Source organism: Acidaminobacter sp., from assembly GCF_030247605.1.
Taxonomy (GTDB): domain Bacteria; phylum Bacillota; class Clostridia; order Peptostreptococcales; family Acidaminobacteraceae; genus Acidaminobacter.
In genome coordinates this window covers 68,510-94,034 of record NZ_JAOTSB010000007.1, presented here as the reverse complement: position 1 = coordinate 94,034, position 25,525 = coordinate 68,510, and the positions used below count along the sequence as shown (strand labels likewise).

Below are 25,525 nucleotides of genomic sequence, written 5' to 3'. Positions count from 1 at the left end.
GATGTCAGTAGGACGATTTATTGAAGTCATCAAGCCTGGTATGCTGACACTGGTTCAAGATCTTGGCCGCTATGGCTATCAGCAATTCGGTGTGCCTGTAGCGGGCGCCATGGACCAGTTCGCGGCGGCAGCGGCGAACCTTCTCGTGGGCAATGACAGGTCAGACGCTGTACTTGAAATGATGATGCTTGGTCCTGAGCTCAAGATTGGATTTAAGGGCTGCGTTGCCCTGACCGGTGCGGATCTGGGACCTAAGATCAACGGTTCACCTGTGGCTATGTGGCAGACTCTGGAGGTTCAAGCCGGGGATGTCCTTAGCTTTGGAGGCCTGAAGTCTGGGCTGAGAGGCTATTTGGCCGTCGCCGGAGGCATTGATACGCCATTGGTTATGAACAGCCGCTCTACGTACACTAAAGCCGCTCTGGGCGGATTTGAAGGTCGGGCGCTGAAAGCGGGAGATCAGGTGCCGGTGGGCAGTGCTGAGGCTGAGAGGCCTGCTGCGATGCTGGCAATTCCTGCTGAACTTGTACCTGTTTATTCGGTTTCGAAAACGGTTCGTATTGTTCTGGGTCCTCAGAATGATGCCTTTACGAACGCGGGACTTCAGACTTTTCTCGACAGTGTTTATACTGTCACCAATGAATGCGACCGCATGGGCTACCGCTTGGAGGGGCCTTCCATTGAACATGTCAAAGGCGGGGACATAATTTCAGATGGCATTGCCTTTGGTGCGGTCCAGGTCCCTGGTCATGGCAAACCCATCATTATGATGGCAGACCGCCAGACCACTGGGGGATACACAAAAATTGCCGGTGTCATTTCCGTAGACCTGCCGCTTTTAGCCCAATCCAAACCAGGTGATCAGATTCGCTTCAAGAGGGTCTCCCTGGAGGAAGCGCATGAGCTGCTGAAGGCCCGCGAAGACTTTTACAGTGAGATTTCTGAGATGGCAGCGGCGCAGCCTATTGACGCGGTTGTTTCACTGAGCTCGATGAATGCCGAAATTATCAGTACACGTCTGTTCCGGCTAAACGTCGCCGGTGCCGTTTATGATGTGAAAGTCGAAGAAGTTAGAGTATGAAAAGGAGGCGTTAAATCTTGATACCGCTTAAAACCGCAACCCCGGCAGAAATGCGGCTCGCGATCCGAAACGGCGAGTTTGTCAAACCAACCGCAGGTCTCTGCCCGGGTTATGCACAAGGCAATCTCGTCGTCCTGCCCAAAGATTTGGCCTACGACTTCCTGCTGTTCGCCCAGCGGAATCCTAAACCGTGTCCAATCCTTGACGTCACAGAAGTAGGCAGCCGCGAAATGGCCATAGTCGCGCCGGGCTCCGACATTGCCCGTGATATTCCCAAATACCGGGTTTATGAAAACGGCGTTTATGTTCAGGAACTTGAGGATGTGTCCGGTATATGGCGCGACGATTTCGTTGCCTTCCTCCTTGGGTGCAGCTTCAGCTTCGAAGCCGCCCTCATGCAGTCCAACATTGAAGTGCGCCACATTGCGGCCGGCAGCAATGTTCCTATGTACATTACCAATATGCAGTGCCGTCCTGCAGGCGTTTTTTCCGGGCCTACGGTCGTCAGCATGCGCCCAATCCCTTACCACCAGGTCGTTAAAGCGGCGCAGATTACAGCCCGTTTTCCAGCGGTCCACGGCGCGCCGGTACACATTGGCGATCCGGCGCAAATTGGGATCAAGGACATTTCAAAGCCTGACTTCGGCGACGCCGTTGAAATCAAGCCTGGTGAAGTTCCGGTCTTTTGGGCCTGCGGCGTCACGCCTCAAGCAGTAGCCATGCAGTCCAAACCGCCAATCATGCTGACGCATGCCCCTGGCTATATGTTCATAACAGATCTTCAGGATCACGAGTTTGCGGCGTTTTAGCCGGTAATGGGGAAGCGGCCGAAAATTAAATAAATTAAGATCAGGTGGGAATTCATCTCACTGCAGCTGACTTCTGCAAAAAAATTAAAACAAGCTGAAAGTTCACCGCGCTGGTGACTTTCAGCTTGTTTTTTTGATTCGAAGAGGATGATGCCAGATTGTTTACACATTAACAGCCTATTCAATGATATAATATCTCCTAAATGAGTCTACAGAGGAGGCACACACATGATTAAAGTCATTTCCAAAAACCATGTTCCAGCTGAAAATATAGAAGCCTTCAAAGCCCTTGCGGCCAAGATGACAGTAGAAACCGTCAAAGAAGAAGGCTGCATTGATTACGCGCTTTTCGAAGATGAGAAAAACCCAAATATGCTGGTATTCGTGGAGACTTGGGAAAGCAAGGCGCATCTTGAAGCCCACTTCCAGGCGCCGCATTTCAAATTGTACGTTCCGCAATTGGGTGAGCTGAGGACAGACAAAGATCTGATGATCCTCAACCTGGCGTAATGGAGGTTAGAGCATTGAAACCACTACAAATCCTAAATTTGGGCGTCTGTGACTACCTGAGCGCCTATCAGATTCAGCTCGACCTGGTGGCTAAACGTCAAAAGAGCGAGATTGAAGATACGCTGATCCTCGTCGAACACCCGCCGGTCATCACCCTGGGCAAATCCGCAGAGGATGGCCATATTCTCTTTGCCGAGGACTACCTCAGGGAACAGGGCGTCGAAATCCACAAGATCGAACGCGGCGGAGATGTTACCTATCACGGTCCCGGCCAGATTGTAGGTTACCCTATCTTTGACATCAAGCACGGCGGCATAGGCATCCGAACCTTTGTTGAGAATCTGGAGCAGCTGTTTATACGTCTCTTAAAGGAAGAGTTCGACATCCCAGCCGGCAAGGATCCCGTCCATACCGGTGTCTGGGTGAACGGCAGCAAAATTACAGCGATTGGCCTCGCAGTCAAACGCGGCGTCACCATGCATGGCTTCGCCTTCAACGTCAATACCAACATGTCGCACTTTCAGCTGATTGTCCCTTGCGGCATTGCGGACCGGGGGGTGACCTCCCTGGAAATGCTGACGGGAGAAACTCAGGACTACGCGCGCACGACAGAGCTCGTCGCGGCTTATTTCTGCAAGGTGTTTGGTTATGAAGGTGTGAAAAACTGCAGCTATGAAGCGGGCGAATTCAAAGTCGGCACTGAGAACACATAGATTTTTTTCAAAAAAATAATAGCTAGCAGGCGCATTTTGCCTGCTGGCTATTACTCATTATAAGGTCACTGCCCAAACACCATCACCGCCACACCAGTGACGGTTAAAACGGCGCCAAAGATTTCACGAAAACTGACGCGTTCCTTGTAGAGATAGATGGAAAACGGAATGACCATGATGGGCACCAGTGCCATGATGGTAGATGCTATGGCGGCTTTGGTCAACTGGACGGCGATCAACGAGAAGGAAACACCCATGAAAGGCCCAAAGAATGCGCCCATGGTAATGAACCCCATTGCTCCGGGATTCTTCAGCGCGACTTTCGCTTCTGACCAGCGGTTGCCTATGGCGTACAAGACCAGGAATCCCGCAAGACCTGCCATCAGGCGAATCTGCGTCGCGGCGAGGGGACTGTAATCCGCACCCATGCCCAGCTTGCTGAGAATAAGCCCGGATGCCTGTCCAAAAGCGCCAATAAACGCATAGAACAGTCCTCTGAGGGGGAGTGAGGTCAGCTTCTTTGTCTCCTGATCTTCGCGTCCTTTGCTCCTTAAAAAAACGACCAGCGCAATCCCTAGAAGGGTGATGAGCATGCCTAGGAAGCTCAGAAGCGTCAGTCTTTCTCCAAAAATGACGAAGCCCATCAGCGCTGCGAAAATCGGTGAGCTGGCCATGATGACCATAGCGACGCGTACGCCAATCAAGAGGTAAGATTGGAAGAGGAACAAGTCGCCTAAAACGAAGCCAATCAGCCCGGAGATGGAGAGCCAGAGCCAGGTGATGGGGGTTGCGTCCATGGGGATCAGCGTTCCTCGGGTGATGTAGTTGAAGATGGTCATCATCAGCAGGGCGATAATCAACCTCAGTAAATTGACAGCAAAGGAACCGACGCGCTTGCCGGCCTGTTCAAAGCTGATGCCGGTCAGGGTCCAGCAAATGGCCGTCGCGAAGGCAGCGGATTCACCCAGAAAATTCATGTTGATGTGCTCCTTTATAGAAGAATTGGCTGCATTAGCATCCTCTACCATTATAGAAATGATTTTGGGATTTGCCTACAACTTTTTTTGACGATGATGAAAGAAGGTGCGAAAGCAGGGTCAATAGGCTCAAGCTCCAGCCCCCGCTTCCACACCTTTTTAGTTTGAACAACTTTATTCAACGCTTACTTAATCAGTTTGGTGGGGTGTCCGGCAATTTGCCATCTGAGGTCCTCTTTCAAATTGGCCATAGATTCCGGATCCACACTGTAATAGAATTCGTGCTCGAGGGCTAAGGCACTCATGATTCCAACTATGCTGAAAAACAGCATGCCGCCCTGAGGTGTCATGACAGTAAAGTCGAACAGACTGTGGCCCAGCATGAGCACCAGCAGTCCAGTCAGTAGCGGTGCGAGGTGATTGCCGGCTTTTTTCAGGACGAAAGCCAGGTGCAGGCTGTGTGACAGAATGATTGAGGAGACAATCAAGCCTCCGACCCCCAGCATAACCGTCACGGAGAGCCAGAGATTGTGGGCGTGGATCTCACCAGTCTGTCTGAAAAATCCGAGGAGTCCCCATCCAAAGACAGGTTTGAATTGAATCAGGTTTATGGCTTCGAGCCATAGGGCGGATCTTGAGTTGGTCAAATGGTTGACCTCAGGCATGACCAGTGCCAGGATCAGAAGCCCCGCAGAGGATAGTAAGGCACTGAGACGCCCCAGTCGGCTGCCGCTGAAGAGGCCATAGGCAATCAGGCCGAGCTCCAGACCCAGAACAGCGCCTTTTGACCCGGTGAGCAGTGTCGCCAGCAGATACAGAAGACTTCCAGTTATGTAGGTCTTTCTTTTTTCGCCGGTGGAATGGCTGATCCAGAAAAGTCCAATCAGGAACAGCGCGGCGAACCAGTCCCCGGCAACGTTAGGATTGCCAAAAGTGCTGTAGATTCTGTAGGCGGTTCGCGTTGGTATGTAAGTAGGACTCCAAAAAATTTCCGAGATGAAACTCAGGTCCATGAAGAAGGACAGCAGTTTCTCAACCAGTCCCAACCCCGCCGCAATCAACCCCAGCCGCCATACTTTTTCCAGCAGCGCCTCAACCTGGTGGGTACGCGTCACGCTGTTCTGCAGAAAAATGGTCCAACCCAGATAAAATAAGATGCCAAAGGACACCAGAATCTCCCTGAGGGAGTGATTGTAGATCCCGGTCAACAGAGCCCAATTAAAAAGAAGTGCTATGCCGATGGTCATTGGCGTCAGCCAAATCGTCATTTTCTTTCGGTAGGCAGCCATGGCCGCGCCAACGGCAGGGATCCAGGCTGTAAAAGGTGAGAATAATATAAGTGCAATCCAAGTACGGTCCATATCATATCTCCTGTCAAATGAATTCCCTTCAAGATTCTAGCACATCTGTGGGCTGAATCAAGTGGCATAGCCAAATTGTAATCAGTTGACGCGGCAATCTGATGAAAATGATGAGAAGAAGTTGGTGTCAGACACCGGCTTCAATTCGGCAAAATCACTGTGTCAATTTCAGATCTGCGAGTTCTGCGATGATGAATTTCGAGGGGAATGTGGTAGAATGGTAACAGCTGAAAAAATCGAAAGGAGCGGTCTGGCATGTCACACAAAAATGCATCACCTCAACAAGCGCCGGCCGTTCTCCTCCTTCATGGCTTTGGCGGCGGCCCCTGGGAGGTTGAACCCTTGGCGGAAGCCCTCAGAGCCGAGGGCTGTCTGGTTGCAGCGCCGACCATCCGCGGTCTGTCCGGAAGCAGTCGAAGAGAGATGGGACGCCACTCCTATGAGGACTGGATCAATGCCGCAGAGCAAGCCTACAAGGCCCTCAGAAAACAATCAGACAACATTGTTCTGGCCGGGTTTTCCACGGGAGGTCTGATCGCAGTGCATCTCGCACTGAACTATAAACCAGCGGCACTCATCTTCATGAGCGTTCCCGTCAGACACTGGGATCTGAAGCGGGTGATGGCCAATTTAACAGAGGACTGGAGGCGGAGCCGCGCTGACCATTTGCGCTATTATATGAAAAGTACCGTCAAATTCCCGTTAAGAGCCCTGCTTGAGTTTAAACGCATTCAAATCAGGACAAAGTCCAGGTTTGGTCAGCTGAGTTGCCCAAGTCTCATTTTACAGGGACTGGATGACGACACCGTCCACTGGAAAAGCGCAGAACAGATCAAAAAAGGCCTTCGCAGCATTAATCCCAATCCTGAAGTGACCCTTGAATATTTCGAACCGGCCGGCCATGTCTTGCTCCATGGACCAGCCAGCCGCCAAGTCATCCTGCGAATATTGAAGTTCCTTCAGGATTCGTGTATTTTGTAAATAACAGAAGAAAAGTGATAAAGCAGCTTAAATAACCGCTTATTTTGAAAATGCAAAATCAGGAGCCAAAGGAGGACCTCGCCGTGATCCCGAGCCGAAAACCTAAGCTCAGAACCTATCTCTTGTTAATGGCGGTCGTTGCCTTCTTTGGCCAAATCTATTTCTACCCGTTTCAGTCTACCTTCAGGTTTTCTGCGGGCGTTTTGGCGCTGAGCCTGATTTTTCTTATACGGGAGGATACTTCTGAAATAGGGACAGCTGCCTTATCCGCCGGCGCTATTGTCGTGCTCAGAACTGCCATACGTCTGTATCTGACAGAACTGCCGTTTCTGGATTTGGTCATAGAAAACCTGCCTGCGGGCGTGTACTACCTTTCCTTTGGAATCCTGGCAAAGGTGCTGCGCCTCAGGTCCAGGAAAGAACAGCCGTTTTTGACCATGGCAACCCTGGCTGTTGTGGACATAACCTGTAACCTCATAGAAGCCCTTGTAGGCGGAACGAATATTGTGAATCTGAGCGTGCTTATTGTGAGCATAGGCATAGCGCGCAGTATTTTAGCCTATTTTGTCTACTTCCTGTACCGAAGCCAGGAGCTTCTGATTATGAAACGGGAGCACCAGAAGCGGTACGCCCAGTTGAACGCGGTCATGGCCAACATTCAGGCGGAATTGTTTTACCTGAAGAAGTCCATGGGCGAGATCGAAAGCGTCATGAGCCGCAGTCACGGCCTGTACGAGGCCCACAAGGACAATCCCGGCGTGCGGGATGAGGCGCTGACCATAGCCCGGGATGTCCACGAGATTAAGAAGGATTACTACCGGGTGCTGCGGGGTTTTGAGAGCCTGGTCAAGAATTTCGAGAAGGACGGGGCCATGAGTCTGAAGGACATTGCGTCCATCATTGAGATCAACGCCCGGCGGATTCTGGAGGAAATGGGCAGTGCCATCACTTTCAGGCTTGAGGTAGGGAACTCGATCCAGGTCAAACACTATCACAGCGTGTTCACCATCCTCAACAACCTGATCGTGAACGCCATGGACGCCTGCGGCAAAGAGGGTGACATTATGGTGACCCTGGATGTCGACTTGGAAGCACAAGTGGCGCGTTTCATGGTTCGGGACACAGGTGAGGGTATTGAGGACTACGTGCTGCCGGTGCTTTTTACGCCTGGCTTCACGACGAAATACAACGAAGAGACTGGGGCAGCCTCGACGGGCATTGGGCTCTCCCATGTGAAAAATTTGCTGGATACACTGGGCGGACGCATTGACATTGAAACTGAAGTGGGTAAAGGCACCGCATTTATTCTGACGATCCCACGTCAGGCACTGGAGGAATAGGTCATGTCGCAATCGCAAAACGAGTTGTTTTCCGGGATGGGCGCCCAGAACCAGGTGCCCCACACCTTTATGATTATCGATGACGATCCCAGCGTTCGAGTGATGCTCCGGCAGATCATCGAAAAAAACCAGCTGGGCAGAGTCGTGGCAGATCTGTCCTCCGGCACCCATGCAGCGGAAGAGATTGCGTTCTATCACCCGGACATGGTGCTGATCGACTATCTGCTCCCGGGCGTGGATGGGGTCGCCGTGATGGAGGCCGCACTGCGGCAGGGATATAAGGGCAAATTCATCATGATTTCTCAAGTAGAGGATGAGCCGATGGTCTCAAAAGCCTACACCGCCGGCATAGTCTTCTTCATTGGGAAACCCGTCAACCGGATCGAGGTGATCAACGTCATCCGGGGCGTAGCACACAACCTCGAGCTCGAGCGTTCCATGTCCCTGATTCAGAACGCCCTTCAGTTTGTGGGGCGTGCTCAGGCCCAGTCGGCAACTCAGCCGCAGGATCCAAGCGCAAGGCTCACAGCCATTTATTCTGACTTAGGCATCGTAGGCGACAGCGGCTGCAAGGACTTGACGCGGCTCATCATGCGGATCAGTCAGTCTTCAGCCTCTGGTACCTACCAACTCCAGGAAATTTATAAGGAGATCGCTGAGGCAGAGTTGGGAACAGAAGGCAGCGCGGTCAATACCCGGGCAGTTGAACAGCGGATTCGCAGGACCATTCAGAAGGCTCTGGCCAATTTGGCAGCGCTGGGTCAGGAGGATCCTTACAACACCAAGTTTACGGAATACGGCACCCTTCTTTTTGATTTCCCTCAGGTCAGGCAGGAGATGAAATATCTTGACGGACTGACCAAAGAGCGGGGGAAGGTCAGCATAAAGAAATTTGTGGAAGGGGTTATTTCGAAGCTTGGAGGATAGGGGTTGTCAGGGCAGTGTATGGAGAAAGTGAATTAGGTTGTGTGCAATCTGATTTAAGAGCTGCGATTTGCATATGACAATAACATTAATAAGTCGTTAAGGTTATATTTTCACTTGAGATGATCAGATCCATACGGTGAAGTTGATCAAAAATTAAAAATCAAACAGGGATCATTTCTCAATAATAAGAGGTTTGATCCCTGATTCATTTGTGTATCGATGAAGTGTCAAATGTCTCTGTCGATGGTCATTTGATTTCTTCACACCTCAAAACACATAATCGAACCATTATAATGCCTGATTAACGCTTCCTCATTTGAATATATTTCATCCCGACCTATTCTTTTTCACGGTAATTTTGTTTAAAATGGAATCAGAATCCAATACTGACACTGACACTGGCAAACTGACGAACCAGGGAGGATCTGCATGCTTAAAACCAACAAAAAAAGCGTCGTTGCACAGGCCGTAATGGGGAAGATCCATCATCCCATCAATACGAAGACCTTTAGGATTAATCAGAATGGCGAGGCTATGATTTTGCCATCGACAGGGTCGATTACTTATGGCATTCATGTGGGGGACCCGGCCTTTGGGCTGGCGGGGGATCACATTGAACCCAGCGTCTCCATCCGCAATGAAATTACAGCGGAAAATGATGCTCTGATGGTGCTGTCCTGTCTGGGAAATCAGGCCAAAGTCGTGACGGGGGACGCGAAGGGGGAGACCGGCTACGTTTTGGGCGCCCACGGCGGGATTGAACACGTCATTGTCGAATTTTCAGAAGAGACCATGGAGAAACTCGCTATAGACGATAAAATTCAGATCAAAGGCTGCGGACAAGGACTGAAACTGCTGGATTTTCCTGAGGTCACCGTCATGAATATGGATCCTGAACTGCTCGAGCGCATGGATCTCAAAACCGAAGGCGGCGTCATTGAGTTTCCGGTGGCGGCTATTGTACCGGCACACCTGATGGGCTCCGGCATAGGTTCAGCCCATGCCTTTACCGGGGATTATGACATCATGACTCAGGATGAAGAGGTCATCAGGACACTGGGCATTGATACCCTCAGATTTGGAGACTTTGTCGTGCTTCAGGACTGCGACAATACTTTTGGAAGGGCCTATTTAAAGGGATCTGTCAGCGTCGGTGTTGTCGTTCACAGCGACTGTGTTAAAATGGGTCATGGCCCGGGTATAATGATCCTGATGACCAGCAAAAAGCCATTGATTCGCGGCGTGATCCGGGATCGATGCAATGTGAAGGATTATATTTAGTAATCAAGACCGTGAGGAGGCGAATGACATGATTGAAATGATAACGAAAACACCGGAGGAAATGGGTGAAGCAGCGGTTGAGGCGCTGAAATCCAATCGCTTTGAAGCGGCTTACGTGCCGGGCGGGCATGAAGCGGTACGTCAGATTTTAAGCATGATCCCTGAAGGTGCTGTTGTGGGCATAGGCGGTTCTAAAACTATTGAATCCCTTGGGCTTTCGGAGCTCCTGAAAGACAGGGGCAATACGGTGTTGTGGCACAATGAGCCAGGTCTGACACCGGAGCAAAGCGCAGCCTACAGACATGGCCAGCTGTCCTGTGATGTTTTTCTGACCAGTGCCAATGCCATTACCATGAAGGGTGAAATTGTCAATCGTGATGGGGTTGGAAACCGTGTTGCGGCTATGATCTTTGGACCAAAGAAGGTCATCATTGTGGCAGGAGTGAACAAACTGGTGGAGAATCTCGACGCAGCTGAAGTCAGAATCAAGACCATTGCGGCGCCGCTGAACAACAAAAGGCTGAACCGTCCGAATCCGTGTGTAAAGACGGGAGTCTGTACGGATTGCAGCAGTCCGACCCGGATCTGCAATGTGACGACTATTTTGAATAAGAAGCCTTCGCTGACAGATATGACAGTGCTGATTGTTGGAGAAGAACTTGGATTCTAACCTTGAAGCGGATTAGTCGGTTCTATAGTTTTGAAATGAGGTGACTATTCTGAGTGAACAATTAAGTAAACTGCGCGGCATGAAATGGACTTGGCTGGCTGTATGGCTGCTGATGTTTATGCTGGTCCTTTCGGGCTGCGGCGGGGCACCGTTAACTACGGAGCCTGAGAGTGAAGCCCCTGAAGCTGTAGAGCAGCCGGCGGAAACAGAAATAGAAACCGAAGGTGAAGCAGTCGAAGAAACGCCAGCGCCTCTGACAGAACTGGAAGCGCTTTTAGCAGAAGCTGAAAGCTATGTTGAGGAAGGCGGCAGATATACCGCGCCGGAGGACGTCGCGGCTTACCTTCACCTTTTCAATGAACTGCCGGAAAACTTTATCACCAAGCGGAAAGCGGCAGATCTTGGCTGGGAAAGCAATAAGGGAAATCTTTGGGACGTCACAGATGAAATGAGCATTGGCGGGGACAACTTTGGCAACCGCGAGGGGCGCCTGCCTGACCAGGATAGCCGCCGATGGTATGAATGCGACGTCAGCTACGAGGGCGGCTACCGCGGTGCTGAGCGACTTGTGTATTCCAATGACGGATTGATTTTCTACACGGATGACCACTACGAGACTTTTATCCAGTTCTATTGAGAGGAGCAGTGTTTGCCGGATGTATGCTGAAAACGAGGTTCAACATGTGGTTTTGGATGGCGCGCTGATGACGTCGAGAGATACGGCGCATGCGCATCTCAAGCAGCAATTCGACTTTCCGGACTATTACGGCAATAATCTTGATGCGCTTTGGGATCTGCTCAGCACCTGGAGTGATCCGCTCATCATCCGTCTGATCCACAGTGAGGCGCTGTATCAAAGTCTTGGGGCCTATGGGGTTCAACTGATTTCCGTTTTTACGGACGCGATTCAGGAAAACTCAAAGATCCGGTTTGAGATTTCTCATGAGTCGGATTTTTTTGAAAATGTGATGTTGTAAAGAAAAGATACTAAATATAAATAAAATGTTGATTCGCAGGAGGAAACCAGAATGTCTCATATGCCAACCCGGGAAGAAGCCTGGGCACTACTTACAGAATATAATCAGGACGCCTATCTCCAAAAACATGCTATGGCAGTGGAGGGGGTCATGCGTTATTTCGCTAAGCACTTAAATGAAGAAGATGTAGAATTCTGGGGCGTTGTCGGGCTGCTGCACGACCTGGATTTTGAAAAGTATCCGGAGGCCCACTGTGTCAAATCCCAGGAAATCATGAGAGAACACGGCTTCGACGAGCGGTTGATTCGCGCTGCTGCCAGCCATGGTTATGGCCAGTGTGTCGATATTGCCCCGGAGCATCCTATGGAAAAAGTGCTGTTCACTATTGATGAGCTTACAGGCTTGATCCACGCCACTGCCCTCATGCGTCCCTCCAAGAGCGTCCTGGACATGGAGGTCAAATCCATAAAGAAAAAATACAAGACCCCAAGCTTTGCGGCAGGCGTCTCCAGAGACGTCATTGAAAAGGGCGCTGTCATGATGAACTGGACGCTGGACGACGTGATTCTGCACACGCTGGAAGGCATGAAAACTGTGGCTGAGGAGATTGGCCTAGGCATGGCGCAGGCCTAAAACCTAAAACTTCTAATTGAACACGAACCTGCTGTCATCCAAGTGTACTGGGTCACCGCTTCCTTTCAATTGGTTCGGAGGCGTCCATTTAACAGAGCGTCAGAGGAGGATGTCAAAACATGTTCCACAACACACTTAAGGCACGACTTAAGCAAGGAGAAGCGGCAGTCGGGATTTTCGCCGTCATGAATTCGCCGGACGTTATAGAAATATTGGGTCTGGCGGGCTTTGACTTTGCCATCATAGACTGTGAACATGGTCCCATGGGGCCGGAAAGTGCTCTGACCCTGATCCGGGCAGCTGAACGCAGAGGCCTGACGCCTATTGTCAGGGTGCCAAGCACTATGGAAAGCACCATCCTTCATTTTCTGGACATTGGCGCACACGGTATTCAAGTGCCCCAGGTCAACACCGCCGAGACAGCGGCGGCTGTTGTCAGGAACGCCAAGTACTATCCTGTCGGGCGGCGCGGTGTGGCGTTTATGAGGTCTTCGAACTATGGGATGACAGAGCCGGACCAATATTTCGCCAAGGCAAATGAGGAAACCCTCATTGTCATCCACTGCGAGAACATTGAATGCCTCGAAAATCTGGATGAAATTTGTCAGAATCCGGAGATCGACGTCATCTTCGTAGGACCTTACGACATGTCTCAATCCCTGGGTCTCACCGGACAGGTGAACCACGAGCGCGTCGAGGCAGCAGTTCAGAAGGCGCTTGAAATTACCCGGCGCCACGGCAAACTCTGCGGAACCATCGCTGGCAACGGAGAAATTGCAAGACAACGGATTGAGCAGGGCTTCAAATATGTGGCAATATCCCTGGACAGCGCTTTGTTCGCGGCGAAGTGTACACAAGAACTCAAAAAATGCCGTGGCTAACTAAACAGATCAGTGACAAACAAAAACTAAACAATTGACACAATTAGACGATAGACTAGTTGAGGAGGCGTTTAACCTATGCAGATCAAACGCATGGCCCTTGGCAACAGCGGCATCGAAGTTGGTGAGCTGTGCCTCGGTATTCTTCCTATTGGACCGCTGCAGAAAAACGTACCCGTGGAAGAGGCGTCCGAAATCATTGCGGAAGCCCTCCGACAAGGGGTCGACTTCATAGACACAGCTCAAATGTACGGCACCTATCCTCACATCAAAAGAGCCCTGGAAAAAGTAGACACGTTGCCGGTGATCGCTTCAAAATCAGGCGCTAGCACTTATGAAGCCATGGAGGCAGCCATACACGAGGCCCTGGAAGCCATGGGCGTCAGTAGGATCGACATTTTCCACCTTCATGCGGCTAAGGTCGAGACGGATGTCTTTGAACTCAGAAGCGGGGCACTGGAGTGCTTGATAGATTATAAGAAAAAAGGCGTAATCCGCGCGACCGGCATCTCCACCCATAATCCAAAGGTGATCGCCGCAGCGGCTTTAAGAGAGGACATTGATGTGGTCTTCGCCCTGATCAACGTCGCTGGTCGAGGCATCTACAACGGCACGCAGGAAGAAATGGAAGATGCCATTGCCCTTTGCCATAGCCATGGGAAAGGCGTCTACCTTATGAAAGTCCTCGGCGGCGGCACCCTGTCCGCAGAATATGAAAGAAGCATGGCCTACGCCCGCGGTCTCGGAGATTATCCGGTCGCCCTGGGCATGATCCGGATGGACGAGGTCAACTACAATCTCAAATTTTTCAAAAATGATCCAACCTATAAGGACGTGCCGCTGGAACTCCAGGAGAAAAAAATCTTTGTCTTCAAACTTGTCTGCAAAGCCTGCGGCACCTGTTTTGACGCCTGCCACAGCGACGCGATTTCCTTCGAGGAAGACGGCAAGGCCTGGATTGATCCCGAAAAATGTATCCAGTGCGGTTACTGCATCTCAGCCTGCCCGCATTTCGCAATCCGAATGATGTAATCTGAAAGGGAGGATCCTATGGGACGCGCACGAACCGGCAGACGTTTATTATTGGTCCTGGCGGCGCTGCTCGCGGTCGCGGTGGCTGCGGCAGGCCTTTACCTTTCGGGAAGCTCACAGCCAACACCGGAAGCCCTTGGGATCAACGCGGGCTACGAAAATCAAAAGCAGTCTGCCGATGGTTACGTCCACTGGCAGCCCGTCGAACCGACAGGTGTTGGTCTGATCTTCTACCAGGGCGGCAAGGTACAGGCGGAGGCTTACGGCCCTTTGATTCTGCCCCTGCTGGATCATGGCATAAGCCTGTTTTTGCCCGACATGCCATTCAATCTGGCGGTCTTTAACCCGGATGCAGCCCTTAAGATCATAAATGAGCATCCAGAAATCACCACTTGGTGGCTTGCGGGTCATTCTCTGGGTGGCGCTATGGCGGCAGACTTTGTCTATGAACATCCGGATCTGATTTCTGCGCTGATCTTAATGGCGGCTTATCCTCAAGACAGCAAGCCGTTAAATGATTACGGCGGTGAGGTGCTCGCTTTCTTCGCAACCAGAGACGGACTGGTAAATAGTAATGAAATTTCAAAGTGGCAAGCACTGATGCCTGCGCATTCAAAAGTGATCATGGTAACGGGCGGGAATCATGCCCAATTTGGAAGTTATGGTCCTCAGAAGGATGACTTGACGGCTGAGATTTCCGGTGAAGCTCAACAGCAGTTTGTAAGAGAGGCTTTGCTGTCAGTGCTGGAATCTGAAACGACCCTTGAGTTTGAAGGCATTATTGAATCCGTTGAAGGGAACCGGCTTTTGATTGAAACCATAGACTATGATCTCTTTGACACAGCTTGGGTGGATTTTATGCCTGGAGCAAGTATTTTAGACCGACAAGGCAATCCGCTGTCACTTGAAGATTTGAAGCCAGAGACCAAAGTTAAAGTGGTGATTATGCCAGCCATCAGGGAAAGTTACCCGGTGCAGGTCAGCGCGACAGAAGTCGAGGTGCAATAGCGAATTACCATCCCTCCTGTCGGTGAGGCTGAAGAAGATATTCGCAATCATATTTCATGATTCCAAAGGTTGCAGGTATTGATTTGACAAAAATCATAGGTTGACACGAATTGTTAATAAGTGGTAAAAAACAGGGGATATCGTGCTTGAATTATTAAATATCAACGTCGCAAAAAGATATTCATGGTCTACCTTGTTCATGCTATACTAAAATGGTCGGCACAGAGAAACTAAGCAAGTTTGGATGAGGTGGAAAATTGGCGGAGTTATTGACCCAAAAAGATATCGATGTTCTGCTCAAAGCCATCCAAACGGGTGGTATGAAAAACGAAGCTGATGTTTCAGCGGATGAATCGAAATACAAAACTTATGATTTTAAGCGACCAAATAAATTTTCCAAGGATCATATGTCAACGCTGCAAATGATTTACGAGGAGTACGCGAGAGTTTCCGCAAGCTACTTGTCAGGCCAGCTTAGAACCTCGGTATCTCTAATTTTTGAAAGCATCGAACAGCGGACATATGAAGAGTACTTGAAATCATTGTGGAGTCCAACGGTATTGACCACCTTAAATTTAAAGAGTTGTCCCGGAAAAATTTTTATGGAACTTAACCCTATGTTTGCTTATCAAGTGGTGGATTTGTTGTGTGGTGGAATGGCAAAGATTATGGAAAAAAATGTTGGCTTGACAGACATTGAGCTTTGCGTCGTGCATGAAGTGGTTGAAACGTTGACACGCACTATGAAGACTTCTTGGGATGAAGTGGTCAGCATCAATCCTGAAATTGAGGCGATCGACAAACTGCCTTCTTTGGAACAAACCATTGCGCCAAATGAATCAGTGGCTATAATTTCAATAAAAACATTAATTGCCGGTAAAAACGGGAAAATCAACCTCTGCATTCCTTTCATTTCAATTGAGTCGGTGGTTCATAAATTAAGCGTTCACAGCTGGTTTCAACATGATATTATTGCAGATGATGATGCCCATGCTGCGCAAATACAAACTAATTTACAGGATGCCCATGTGGAAGTGGTGGCTGAACTGGGAAAAGCAAGGCTTTATATTAAGGATTTTGTAAATCTAAGTGTTGGGGATGTTGTTATACTTGATAATAGAATTGATGAACCCCTTTCTGTTTATGTGGAAGATCGCCTGAAGTTCAAGGGTTATCTTGGATTGCGAAAACAAAAAATCGCTGTTAAAATATCGCAGATTAGAGAAAGGCGGCTTGAACATGAATGAGAGGATACTGACCCAAGAGGAAATCACCATGTTGCTTGAAAAAAAGGATTATCACGAAACCGATTCCAGCGGATTTCAAGAGCAACAGACCCGGGTGGAGGATGCTTCAGCTTCTGACAGCAACTTGGGTGTTGGTCAATCTTCAAAAACAGAAGATGCATCGCCTTGGATCCGAAAACCTATTTACGAATCCTTTGAACCGGGCATAATAGAAAACAGCCTATCCAATATCGATTTAATAATGGATGTGTCCCTGGAGGTATCGGTTGTCTTGGGGAAGACGAAAAAGACCATTCAGGAGATTTTATCATTAAGCCGCGGATCCATTGTGGAACTTGATAAATTTGCTGAAGAGCCTCTTCACGTTTATGTTAATGACAAACTGATTGCGCGTGGTGAAGTGGTTGTGATTAATGAAAATTTTGGTATACGGATCACAAATATTTTGGATGTTCAGAAACGTGTAGAAAATTTTAAATAATACAAAGATCTATCAAACCTTTTTCAATTTTGAAAGAGGTTTTTTTGTGCAATCCGTGTTTTGAAGAAATAAAAATGAAAAGCACTTAACAAAAGAAAAAACTCGACGATAATAGATAACAGCAAAACTTTGCTCGTGCTCTATAAGGAGGGATTCCTATGAAAATAACTACACCTAATGTGCATCTGGCTTATAAGACTTTAAGTAAATCAGAATCGAAAATCGCTTCAAAACCGGAAAGTTCGACTCTGCAAGGCAAAGACGGATTAGAACTTTCTGGTGCCGCCAAGGCCCTCACTGCATTGATAAAAGACGGTGCTGATGTTGAAGAAATCTCAGTGCGTGCCCTTGAAATCAAAGATATGTTGAGTTCGGGTACGTATGATTTTTCAGTAGACCGTCTTGCGGGTCGGTTGGCGGATATAATTCTTCAGGAAAGGTCATTGAAAGAATGAATAATTTCGAGATGCAGCTCGTTGAACGCCTTCAAGGACTTTTGAACGTGATGGAACAAGAAAAAGACTGTATGACTCAATTGGATTATGAACGGTTAGACCCTTTGGTAGAAAAAAAAACACGCCTGACCATAGCATTGAATCAGTTAATGGTGGATTCAAATCAAATGTCAACTTTGGACAAAGAAGTAAAAAAAGAGTTAAGGACGTATGCGGAACAGATTCGTATTTTGCAGGAAACCAACGGGTTGCTCGCCCGCCAGTCTATAGCTTATTTAGCGGCTCTGAGGGAAGCCCTGCTTCCAATAAGAAACAATGATGTGCCGGCGACTTATGCCGAATCAGGCGAAAAGCGTCAGACGTTGAGCGACCAGCCAGGCTGGTTGGATAAATCCATTTAAGTTGCAAGATTCACAACCGCCAGAAAAGGGGCTTGATCATGTCAGGAATATACAGCACCATGAATATTGCCAATAGTGGCATGCGCGCCATGCAGGAATCTGTCAACACGGCCTCTAATAATATTGCCAATGCACAGACTGAGGGCTACGCCAGAAAACGTGTTAATCTGGTGACCAATGTGCCCCAGCAGATTCCCGGTATAGGAGAGATCAGTACCGGCGTCAGAACTGAGGGTGTTATGCGGATTCGTGATGCCTTTATTGATACACAGGTAAGACTGGAAACCAGCCGATACGAAACTTTTGCCTCTCAGAATGAGGTCAACGACCAGTTGGAAATCATTTTCTCAGAGCCATCCAGTACTGGCATCAGCGCCGCCATGAGAGACACCTGGAACGCATGGCAGGAACTGAGCAAGACCCCGGAGAGTACTACTTCCAGAACGTTAGTACTGGAACAGTCTGTGACGTTGGCGGATCGATTCAACCATACTGCCTCTCAGCTTAAGGGGCTGGAATCTGATATTCTAAACCAGATTTCACAGAATGTTTTTGAAGTCAATACCAGACTGGAGCAGTTGAAAGCCGTTGACGAGCAAATTATGGAATCCGTCAACAGAGGCATCGCGCCAAATGACTTGATGGACCAACGGGATTTAATGCTGGATCAACTCTCAGGGTTTGTGACGTTTGAGGTACAGGAAAACCAGGATGGTGGGATTTCCTTAAAAACAAATGGTATAGAATTGATTCGCAGACCTGCCAATGACGTTTTCAGTGTAGTGCAGTCTACAGAAATGATCCCTGCCGATGGTGACGAGCCGGCCTATGTCTCTGTAATTCTGGCAGCCGGCGGAAGCTCGAACGAACTTCGAACTTTAATGATTCCAGCATCTGAATATGAGGGTGCTGAATGGAAAGTGGGATCAGCGGTTGTCACATCAAGGGAAACACAAGGTGATTTTTTGGAGTATCGTCCTGTCGAATTCAGCATCGGACGCATCCAAGGCCTTCAAAGCATGTTGGATGAGACGGCGGGTTACGCCCGTCAGCTTGATGAAGTGGCATCCGGATTAGCGGGTCTGGTCAATCAGGTCTACGGAGAGGATTCCGGCACTGAATTCTTTACTGCAGGTGATGACAGCGGAGTGATTCGCGCAGATAATATCAGGGTTAACCAAGAACTGAGAGATGATCCCTGGAGCCTTCAAGCCGGAAAGGATTTGGACGGGCCTGCGGGGGATGGATCCAGAGCGCTGGCCGTTGCGGCCCTGCGCAACGTGGGATTAAACACAGAACTCAGTACCTATGACCCGGAAACGATGAGCTTCACGGCATCAAACGGAGAGTCCGCAGACGGCAGATACCGTGCTTTGGTTACACAACTGGGCGTTTCTTCCAACTACAGCAGAAGCATGCAAGACAATGAAACAGCGCTTTTAAATCAGCTCCATCAACGCCGGGAATCGGTTATGGGGGTATCTATAGATGAAGAAATCGCAGCGCTGATCAAGTTTCAAAATGGCTATCAGGCCAATGCCCGTGTCATGAGTACGCTGGTTACCATGCTGGATACCCTGATCAACATGGGAAGATAGGGAGGAAAAGAATAATGAGAGTCACTAACCGCATGATGGGAGAAGATTTTCTGATTCACCTCCGACGAAATATGAGAAACATGCAAAAGGCCCAGAATCAGCTGGCTTCCGGCAAATTATATTCCAGGCCATCTGATCAGCCGGCCATGGTTTCAAAAGCTATGATGCTTGAGTCTGCCGTTGGCAATAATACACAATACCGCCGAAACATGGAGGATGCTTATGGCTGGGTTGAGACCACAGATGGCGCTTTAGGGCAGATGGGAACCAGCCTGATCAGACTCAGAGAGCTGACTATCGCCGCAGCCAATGGCACCATGGGTGCCTCTGAATTCAAGGCTATTGAGGCAGAAGTGGGTCAGATCATTGAAGGTCTCGCATCTATTGGGAATACAAATTTTGATGGCCGATATATTTTTGGAGGCATGAAAACCACGACCCCGCCTTTTTCGGTGGACCAGACTTCCGGGTTGTTGACATTTAACGGGGATGAAGGTGTTCTTGAGCGAGAAATTCTCACTGGAGTCACCATTAAGATGAACATCACCGGGAAATCAATAATGGGAAGTGAGGATTCAGCCTCACCTGCCAGCCTTGCAGGTACACTGAACCGACTTGTGACAGGTTTGAAGGATCCTGTGTCGCCGGAACGTTCGCACCTAGGCGGCGAGATTCTAAAACAGCTGGATGGGCAAATTGATACCCTCCTCAGTCTCAGAACCAGCAACGGCGCTACCTCCAACCGTCTGGAGGCTATGATGGAGCTCAATAGTTCGGAGTCCCTGCGTTTGACGGAGTTGCTCTCCAAAACGGAAGACATTGACTTTGCTGAAAAGGTCATGGAATTCGCTATGCTTGAAAACACCTATAAGGCATCGCTGTCCACAGGCGCTAAGATCCTTCAACCGACGCTGCTTGACTATCTATAACCCATAGGGAGGCATAAAAACATGCAAGCTCAAATACATTCTGAACCGACCTCCAGATATAATGAAGTTGGCCGGGTAGTGTTTTCTGAGGGACTTCCTGGGTTTGAGACTCTGAGAAATTTCGAATTGGTTTACATCCCTGAGACCTCTTTTCTTGGCCTGATGTCGCTGGAAGAGGAGCATGTCGGCTTCATTCTAACCAGCCCCTGGAATTGGATAGAGGACTATGAAATCGATATCCCGGAGTCTGTCTGCCATAGCCTTGAACTGAGCACTGAGGAGGATGTCCAGGTCCTTGCGGTTGTTACCCTTCAGAATCCGGTTGAAGCTTCGACCATGAATCTTATCGCCCCTTTAGTCATCAATCTTAAGACACGAAGTGCCAGCCAAGTGGTTTTAAGCCATCCGGTTTTCACGACCCGGGAGCCTCTGAGACGAGGCGGGGAGGCCAAAGATGCTGGTCTTGACTAGAAAACTGGACGAGGCATTGATCATTGACGGCAAGATTGAGGTTGTAATCCTTGGTGTGGAGGAGGGCAAGGTGCGGATTGGCATTTCCGCGCCACCTGAGGTAAAAGTACACCGGAAGGAAATTTTGGAGGCGGTATCACAGGAAAACAAGGCAGCTTTGGAGGCCGCAAGAAAATTTTTAAAAAAATAGAAAAAAGGTCTTAACGTTTCGCAGGAAACGGCGATATAGACATTAAGGGCGAAGAACTGTAACGGCCGTACAGATCGTAAGTCCGCAAACCCAACGGCATGGATGCCAAATATACCCTTCAGGGAGGAAAAATCATGAGAATCAACAATAATTTATCCGCGCTCAACACACACTCCAGACTCACCGCAGCAACAGAAGCACAAGGCAAATCGCTCCAGAAGCTCTCCTCAGGTCTGAGAATCAACCGCGCCGGTGATGACGCAGCAGGTCTCGCGATTTCAGAAAAGATGAGAGGCCAGATCAAAGGTTTGAATCAGGCTTCAAGAAACGCGCAAGACGGCATTTCTTTGATTCAGACAGCTGAAGGTGCGTTGAATGAGACACATAGTATTTTGCAAAGAATGAGAGAATTAACTGTTCAGTCGGGAAATGAAACCAATAGCACTGAGGATTTAGCTGCGATTACTGCTGAAAAAACGCAGCTTGTTGCTGAAATGGACAGAATTGGGAATCAAACCAAATTCAACGGAATCGATTTACTTAATAATACCAATGGTGTGGATTTGCAAATCGGTGCAAATACCGGTGATACTATGACTATCACAATGGCTAATATGACAGCAACAGGTTTGTCAGTTACTGCAGCATCAGATCTAACTGCTCTTGATACAGCTATTAATGATGTTTCAACTCACCGTGCTGATTTAGGCGCCACCCAAAACCGCCTCGAGCATACCATCAACAACCTGGGCACCGCTTCTGAAAACCTCACTGCTGCTGAATCACGCATCCGTGACGTGGACATGGCCAAGGAAATGATGGAATTTACAAAGAACAACATCCTGACCCAAGCTTCCACGAGCATGCTGGCTCAGGCAAATCAGCAGCCTCAGGCTGTACTCCAGCTTCTTCGCTAATTGAGAGACGAATGGAGATTGAGAGAGCCGGTGCTGCTGCCGGCTCTTTTCTTAGTTTTGAACATGGATCAGGATCCCATAAGTAAGTGAGTGAAGTGGAGGGAACCCGGATGGATCACCGGATTGATCGGTTACATCACACCAGTCCCGTGCTCAAGGTATTACAAGAGCAAGGGCAGCGGACCCCAATTGAAGACAGTAAAAAGAAAATTGACAAAGAATTTGGGCAGGCACATCACCAACCGGCTAAAGGAGATTCTAACAAAAAATCTGCGGAGCAGCTGGAAAAAATTATTGATGAAGCCAATGCCGTCATCTTTGGAAAAGACACCCATTTTCAGTTTGAAATCCACGAGAAAACCGGGGATGTCGTCATCAAACTCGTCAATAATGAGACCAAAGAAGTGGTTAAAGAAATTCCACCAGAGAAACTTATTGAGATTATGGACAGTTTGTGGGATCTGGTGGGCGTACTGGTGGATAAACGCGCGTAAGAGAGTCGGAGGTGCTGTATGGCAGGCATTAATTTTATTGGATCGTATTCAGGCATGGATCAGTCCGTCATAGATAAGCTGATAGCAGTTGAAAAAAGACCGCTGACGCTGATGACCCAGAAAAAGTCCGCGATCGAAAGTCAGAAAAGCGCCTGGAAGGACGTCATGAGCCGGCTTGATAATCTGATGGAAAAGCTTAAGTCTTTGTCAAAGGAGGAAACCTATTACTCAAGAACGCTTTCCTCCTCAGACTCTGCAAAGCTTAGCGTCAGCGGTGGCTCAGATGCACCGGCAGGCAGCTATGAGGTGAAAATTACCCGGTTGGCTACACGCTCAACACTGACGGGTACGTCCATGACTGAGAAAAATCCAGATGTGGCCTTGGGACTGTCAGGCAGTCTGACTCTCAGCACCTCCGAAACCTCGACAGCCACTATTCAAATCGAAGCGAATCAATCCCTCCGGACCATTGTCAGAAGCATCAACCGACAGAGTCAGGCCAGCGGGGTTGAAGCCAGTGTGATAGATGGGAGGCTGGTACTTTCCGCTGCGAGTTATGGCAGCCAGGCGATCACGGCTGAATCAACGGACATCGGCGTTCTTGAGAATCTTGGTCTTCAAGAGGGTAGCCTCTCGTTGGGACTTCAATCACAGTTCAGCGTCAATGGGCATGAAATGGTTCGTGAGACCAATACCATTACAGATGCCGTGCTGGGCATGACCCTTCAGCTCAAGTCGGCAACAGGCGAAAGCGAGTCCCTGGAAATAACGGTGACGGAGGATCAGGACAAGGCTGTGGAGGCATTCAAAGCCTTTGTTGAACAATACAATTCCACAGTATCCTTCCTGAAAACTCAAACCGCTGCGGGCAGCAAAGAAGTGGCTGGCAGCCAGGGCAAGCTGTATGGTGAAAATGCATTGGTCCGTCTACAAAACGCGCTTCGCCAGGCCATCACTTCCAACCTGACAGAAACAGCTTCCGGTATGAAAAACCTTTCTGAAATAGGTCTAACCACGGCAGACCGAGAAGGAACATTGAAACTGGATGACGCGAAGTTTCGAAAAGCCTTCGCTGAGAATCCGCAAAGTATACATCAATTCTTCTCAGACACTGTGGAACAACCATCGGCAGAAAGTCCTGTCCTTACTAAGGTGGGCATGGGCGTCCAATTGGAAGCGCTGGTCCTGGCTTTCACTGACAAATCCAAGGGCACCATTGCTGGGAAGAACCAAACCATTGAACGGGCGATCAGAGATTTGGACCGAAGAATGGAGGCATTTGAAGAGAAAATGCTTAAAAAGGAAGCGTATTATGTGGATATGTTTTCAAAGCTGGACGTAGCTCTCCAGAAGTCTGAGGCCCAGGCGAACTGGCTTAGCGCGCAGCTAGGCGGTATGCAGTCAACATAGTTTAAAGGGAGTGTAGTCCAATGACAAGTTACGGCGCAGCACTGAAACAGGCGAGCAATGCTTATGGCGGTGCTCAGATCAGCACAGCTCCTCAAAAAAAACTTCTCCTGATGTTATATGACGGTGCTGTCACCAATTTGATGGTCGCTGAGAAAGCGATTGAAAGCAAAGACTATGAAACAGTTCATCATAAATTGGTAAAAACCCAGGATATTCTGGTAGAACTGATGGCCACTCTGAATTTCGACGCAGGCGGAGAAATTGCTGGCCAATTGTATCAGTTATATGATTATTTTCACTGGAGCCTGGTCCAAGCTAATGTGAAAAAGGATTCAGTCCTTGTGGCTGAAGTTCGGACATACCTTGAGGAGCTTAGGTCAAGCTGGCAGCATCTTTGATTGGAGTGAAGGGGATGAACCAGGATAGTGTAATAGACTACCTAAGACAGAGACTGGTATTCCTCGAGTCCTGGAGGTTAATATATGGACTTGATCAGAGTGCTGAGGAAAGCAAATCGGATCAGATTGATGAGTGTTTGAGCCAGATAGATGCTTTGGATCAAAGGTTTAATTTGTCTTGGATGAAAAATGACAGTTCATCCTCAGCGGTATTGTCAGAGCTGAGAGAAGCCAATTTGAAACTGATGGCAGAGATTTTGACGCTGCATCAGGGATATCAGGTGATGCTGAATGCCAAAAGGCAGGCTCTGATTGATGAAATGCGCGAGGTAAAGAAAGCAAGAGAGTTGTCCGCTCAAATGAGACGCACTGGTGGATCAGAACCAGGTATTTTTGATAAGAAGGTGTAATCCGTAGAATGGCCATAGTTATTAATTAAAACTGTAGAATGAGCATTTTTGATTCAAAAAATAATACTGAAAATAAGTGATTATCATTTGATTACTTCACTAGATATGGTATCATTAAATAAATAATATTTATTATGTCAAGTGTTGAGAAACTTTCATATTGCAAGTGTTAGTCATTTTTTTCATCGCTCTATTACATATTTCGAAAACTATATATTCGATTTGATATTTTAATGCTGATTACGCATCCCAGTTTATTATTTTCGATTTTTGATGAACGAAACTGGACTCCGTTAAGTTAGCTATTCAAATCCACAATTTTACTTTTCTGCGAATGGCAAGTCTGATGAGAATCTGAACAAACACCTGTAATGAAACAGGGTGTTTACTGATTTAATTCAGCAAGATGCTGAATAGCTCCGGAAAAGTTTTTTGTAGTTATTTTGAAAAAACAGTTAAGAAACAGAATGTATAATGGCTGAATATGCCAAACTGACATGAGAAAGGCAGGTGAGTCCGGGCTGCCGCGTTTTCGGTTGCAGGAGTGTGCGTATGATACAGAATGATATGACGTATTTATTGCTGAAAAAGGCCATAGATGGTACTCAGCTAAGACAGGAAGCAATTGCTTCAAACCTTTCCAATTTGAATACAAAAGGATTTAAAGCCAATAAAGTAAATTTCGAAGTCGAATTGAAAAAAGTCATAGAAGGAAATAAGGCTGCGGGAGAACTGGATGAAATGAAAAAAAACATTTCTGCGGTTGAACCCAAAGTGCGAAAAGATTATTCCGGAAGTATGAACAATGACGGCAACAATGTGGATTTAGATCTTGAAATGAGTCAATTGGCTGCTAATCAGATACTTTACCAGTCGTTGATCCAACAAATTAATCAAAAATACCGAATGGCGAGTTATGTGATCCATGAAGGGAGACGTTAGC

Annotated in this window: 31 protein-coding genes; 29 read left to right on the top strand and 2 right to left on the bottom strand. The window is 48.4% G+C overall.

Translation table 11 applies throughout. The features are described 5' to 3' along the window. Position 1: 1 nt before the first annotated feature. The 4 genes from OEL90_RS05460 to lipB all read left to right on the top strand — a co-directional run bounded on the left by OEL90_RS05460 (position 2) and on the right by lipB (position 3,113). Positions 2 to 1,081 carry a biotin-dependent carboxyltransferase family protein gene (locus tag OEL90_RS05460; protein WP_291400196.1) on the top strand — a complete coding sequence of 360 codons (1,080 nt, stop codon included), beginning with the start codon at positions 2 to 4 and terminating at the stop codon, positions 1,079 to 1,081. Between the two features lie 17 nt (positions 1,082 to 1,098). Further along, the gene (locus tag OEL90_RS05455) at positions 1,099 to 1,890 is read left to right on the top strand and encodes a putative hydro-lyase (RefSeq protein WP_307730872.1); all 792 of its coding nucleotides are present in this window, start codon (positions 1,099 to 1,101) and stop codon (positions 1,888 to 1,890) included. A 228-nt stretch (positions 1,891 to 2,118) separates the two neighbouring features. Next, positions 2,119 to 2,400: a putative quinol monooxygenase gene (locus OEL90_RS05450; RefSeq protein WP_291400198.1), complete on the top strand. Its 282-nt coding sequence runs from the start codon at positions 2,119 to 2,121 to the stop codon at positions 2,398 to 2,400. A 14-nt stretch (positions 2,401 to 2,414) separates the two neighbouring features. Beyond that, positions 2,415 to 3,113 (top strand): lipoyl(octanoyl) transferase LipB, encoded by a 699-nt coding sequence (gene lipB, locus OEL90_RS05445; protein WP_291400200.1) that lies wholly within the window; start codon positions 2,415 to 2,417, stop codon positions 3,111 to 3,113. Between the two features lie 65 nt (positions 3,114 to 3,178). On the opposite strand, the gene OEL90_RS05440 is transcribed toward lipB, so the two are convergent. Both OEL90_RS05440 and OEL90_RS05435 read right to left on the bottom strand, forming a co-directional pair. Then, complete coding sequence (locus OEL90_RS05440; protein ID WP_291400202.1) at positions 3,179 to 4,090, bottom strand: DMT family transporter; 912 nt, start codon at positions 4,088 to 4,090, stop codon at positions 3,179 to 3,181. A 185-nt stretch (positions 4,091 to 4,275) separates the two neighbouring features. Next, positions 4,276 to 5,451, bottom strand: a complete 1,176-nt coding sequence (locus tag OEL90_RS05435) for an O-antigen ligase family protein (protein WP_300687402.1) — start codon at positions 5,449 to 5,451, stop codon at positions 4,276 to 4,278. A gap of 255 nt (positions 5,452 to 5,706) precedes the next feature. Here OEL90_RS05435 and OEL90_RS05430 point away from each other — a divergent pair, with 255 nt between their 5' ends. The 25 genes from OEL90_RS05430 (at position 5,707) to flgB (ending at position 25,524) form a co-directional block, all read left to right on the top strand. Beyond that, positions 5,707 to 6,432: an alpha/beta hydrolase gene (locus tag OEL90_RS05430; protein WP_291400941.1), complete on the top strand. Its 726-nt coding sequence runs from the start codon at positions 5,707 to 5,709 to the stop codon at positions 6,430 to 6,432. A gap of 83 nt (positions 6,433 to 6,515) precedes the next feature. Next, positions 6,516 to 7,772, top strand: a complete 1,257-nt coding sequence (locus OEL90_RS05425) for an ATP-binding protein (protein WP_291400942.1) — start codon at positions 6,516 to 6,518, stop codon at positions 7,770 to 7,772. A 3-nt stretch (positions 7,773 to 7,775) separates the two neighbouring features. Then, complete coding sequence (locus OEL90_RS05420) at positions 7,776 to 8,699, top strand: response regulator (RefSeq protein WP_291400943.1); 924 nt, start codon at positions 7,776 to 7,778, stop codon at positions 8,697 to 8,699. A gap of 429 nt (positions 8,700 to 9,128) precedes the next feature. Next, positions 9,129 to 9,980 (top strand): DUF4438 domain-containing protein, encoded by an 852-nt coding sequence (locus OEL90_RS05415; protein WP_291400944.1) that lies wholly within the window; start codon positions 9,129 to 9,131, stop codon positions 9,978 to 9,980. A gap of 28 nt (positions 9,981 to 10,008) precedes the next feature. Then, the gene (locus OEL90_RS05410) at positions 10,009 to 10,650 is read left to right on the top strand and encodes a lactate utilization protein (protein ID WP_291400945.1); all 642 of its coding nucleotides are present in this window, start codon (positions 10,009 to 10,011) and stop codon (positions 10,648 to 10,650) included. A 79-nt stretch (positions 10,651 to 10,729) separates the two neighbouring features. After that, positions 10,730 to 11,287 carry a ribonuclease domain-containing protein gene (locus tag OEL90_RS05405; RefSeq protein ID WP_291400947.1) on the top strand — a complete coding sequence of 186 codons (558 nt, stop codon included), beginning with the start codon at positions 10,730 to 10,732 and terminating at the stop codon, positions 11,285 to 11,287. A 19-nt stretch (positions 11,288 to 11,306) separates the two neighbouring features. After that, positions 11,307 to 11,627 carry a barstar family protein gene (locus OEL90_RS05400; RefSeq protein WP_291400949.1) on the top strand — a complete coding sequence of 107 codons (321 nt, stop codon included), beginning with the start codon at positions 11,307 to 11,309 and terminating at the stop codon, positions 11,625 to 11,627. A gap of 51 nt (positions 11,628 to 11,678) precedes the next feature. Further along, entirely contained in the window at positions 11,679 to 12,260 is a 582-nt protein-coding gene (locus OEL90_RS05395) for an HDIG domain-containing metalloprotein (RefSeq protein WP_291400951.1), read from the top strand. A gap of 119 nt (positions 12,261 to 12,379) precedes the next feature. Beyond that, positions 12,380 to 13,141 carry an HpcH/HpaI aldolase family protein gene (locus tag OEL90_RS05390; protein WP_291400953.1) on the top strand — a complete coding sequence of 254 codons (762 nt, stop codon included), beginning with the start codon at positions 12,380 to 12,382 and terminating at the stop codon, positions 13,139 to 13,141. 78 nt (positions 13,142 to 13,219) lie between these two features. Continuing rightward, positions 13,220 to 14,173 carry an aldo/keto reductase gene (locus OEL90_RS05385; RefSeq protein ID WP_291400955.1) on the top strand — a complete coding sequence of 318 codons (954 nt, stop codon included), beginning with the start codon at positions 13,220 to 13,222 and terminating at the stop codon, positions 14,171 to 14,173. An 18-nt stretch (positions 14,174 to 14,191) separates the two neighbouring features. Beyond that, positions 14,192 to 15,181 carry an alpha/beta hydrolase gene (locus OEL90_RS05380; protein ID WP_291400957.1) on the top strand — a complete coding sequence of 330 codons (990 nt, stop codon included), beginning with the start codon at positions 14,192 to 14,194 and terminating at the stop codon, positions 15,179 to 15,181. A 257-nt stretch (positions 15,182 to 15,438) separates the two neighbouring features. After that, positions 15,439 to 16,428 (top strand): flagellar motor switch protein FliM, encoded by a 990-nt coding sequence (fliM, locus tag OEL90_RS05375; protein WP_291400959.1) that lies wholly within the window; start codon positions 15,439 to 15,441, stop codon positions 16,426 to 16,428. Then, positions 16,421 to 16,909: a flagellar motor switch protein FliN gene (gene fliN / locus OEL90_RS15160; protein WP_330583712.1), complete on the top strand. Its 489-nt coding sequence runs from the start codon at positions 16,421 to 16,423 to the stop codon at positions 16,907 to 16,909. The genes fliM and fliN overlap by 8 nt, the downstream gene beginning before the upstream one ends. Positions 16,910 to 17,067: 158 nt before the next feature. Beyond that, positions 17,068 to 17,364 carry a flagellar biosynthesis anti-sigma factor FlgM gene (locus OEL90_RS05365; RefSeq protein ID WP_291400961.1) on the top strand — a complete coding sequence of 99 codons (297 nt, stop codon included), beginning with the start codon at positions 17,068 to 17,070 and terminating at the stop codon, positions 17,362 to 17,364. Next, positions 17,361 to 17,765, top strand: coding sequence for a hypothetical protein (locus tag OEL90_RS05360; RefSeq protein WP_291400963.1), 405 nt, complete (start codon positions 17,361 to 17,363; stop codon positions 17,763 to 17,765). Before OEL90_RS05365 ends, OEL90_RS05360 begins: the two co-directional genes overlap by 4 nt. A gap of 38 nt (positions 17,766 to 17,803) precedes the next feature. Next, positions 17,804 to 19,363 carry a flagellar hook-associated protein FlgK gene (gene flgK, locus OEL90_RS05355; protein WP_291400964.1) on the top strand — a complete coding sequence of 520 codons (1,560 nt, stop codon included), beginning with the start codon at positions 17,804 to 17,806 and terminating at the stop codon, positions 19,361 to 19,363. A 14-nt stretch (positions 19,364 to 19,377) separates the two neighbouring features. Next, complete coding sequence (gene flgL / locus OEL90_RS05350) at positions 19,378 to 20,292, top strand: flagellar hook-associated protein FlgL (protein WP_291400966.1); 915 nt, start codon at positions 19,378 to 19,380, stop codon at positions 20,290 to 20,292. Positions 20,293 to 20,313: 21 nt separating this feature from the next. Beyond that, a complete protein-coding gene (gene fliW, locus OEL90_RS05345; RefSeq protein WP_291400968.1) occupies positions 20,314 to 20,763 on the top strand; it encodes a flagellar assembly protein FliW in 450 nt (149 codons plus the stop codon). Next, positions 20,747 to 20,953 carry a carbon storage regulator CsrA gene (gene csrA / locus OEL90_RS05340; RefSeq protein WP_291400970.1) on the top strand — a complete coding sequence of 69 codons (207 nt, stop codon included), beginning with the start codon at positions 20,747 to 20,749 and terminating at the stop codon, positions 20,951 to 20,953. The genes fliW and csrA overlap by 17 nt, the downstream gene beginning before the upstream one ends. Positions 20,954 to 21,087: 134 nt before the next feature. Beyond that, a complete protein-coding gene (locus OEL90_RS05335) occupies positions 21,088 to 21,870 on the top strand; it encodes a flagellin (RefSeq protein WP_291400971.1) in 783 nt (260 codons plus the stop codon). 110 nt (positions 21,871 to 21,980) lie between these two features. Next, the gene (locus OEL90_RS05330; protein WP_291400973.1) at positions 21,981 to 22,364 is read left to right on the top strand and encodes a flagellar protein FlaG; all 384 of its coding nucleotides are present in this window, start codon (positions 21,981 to 21,983) and stop codon (positions 22,362 to 22,364) included. 18 nt (positions 22,365 to 22,382) lie between these two features. Further along, positions 22,383 to 23,774 carry a flagellar filament capping protein FliD gene (gene fliD, locus OEL90_RS05325; protein WP_291400976.1) on the top strand — a complete coding sequence of 464 codons (1,392 nt, stop codon included), beginning with the start codon at positions 22,383 to 22,385 and terminating at the stop codon, positions 23,772 to 23,774. Between the two features lie 20 nt (positions 23,775 to 23,794). Beyond that, entirely contained in the window at positions 23,795 to 24,172 is a 378-nt protein-coding gene (gene fliS / locus OEL90_RS05320; protein ID WP_291400978.1) for a flagellar export chaperone FliS, read from the top strand. Positions 24,173 to 24,186: 14 nt separating this feature from the next. Next, a complete protein-coding gene (locus OEL90_RS05315) occupies positions 24,187 to 24,582 on the top strand; it encodes a hypothetical protein (RefSeq protein ID WP_291400980.1) in 396 nt (131 codons plus the stop codon). 552 nt (positions 24,583 to 25,134) lie between these two features. Continuing rightward, positions 25,135 to 25,524, top strand: a complete 390-nt coding sequence (gene flgB / locus OEL90_RS05310) for a flagellar basal body rod protein FlgB (RefSeq protein ID WP_291400982.1) — start codon at positions 25,135 to 25,137, stop codon at positions 25,522 to 25,524. The last annotated feature ends 1 nt before the right edge of the window (position 25,525 follow it).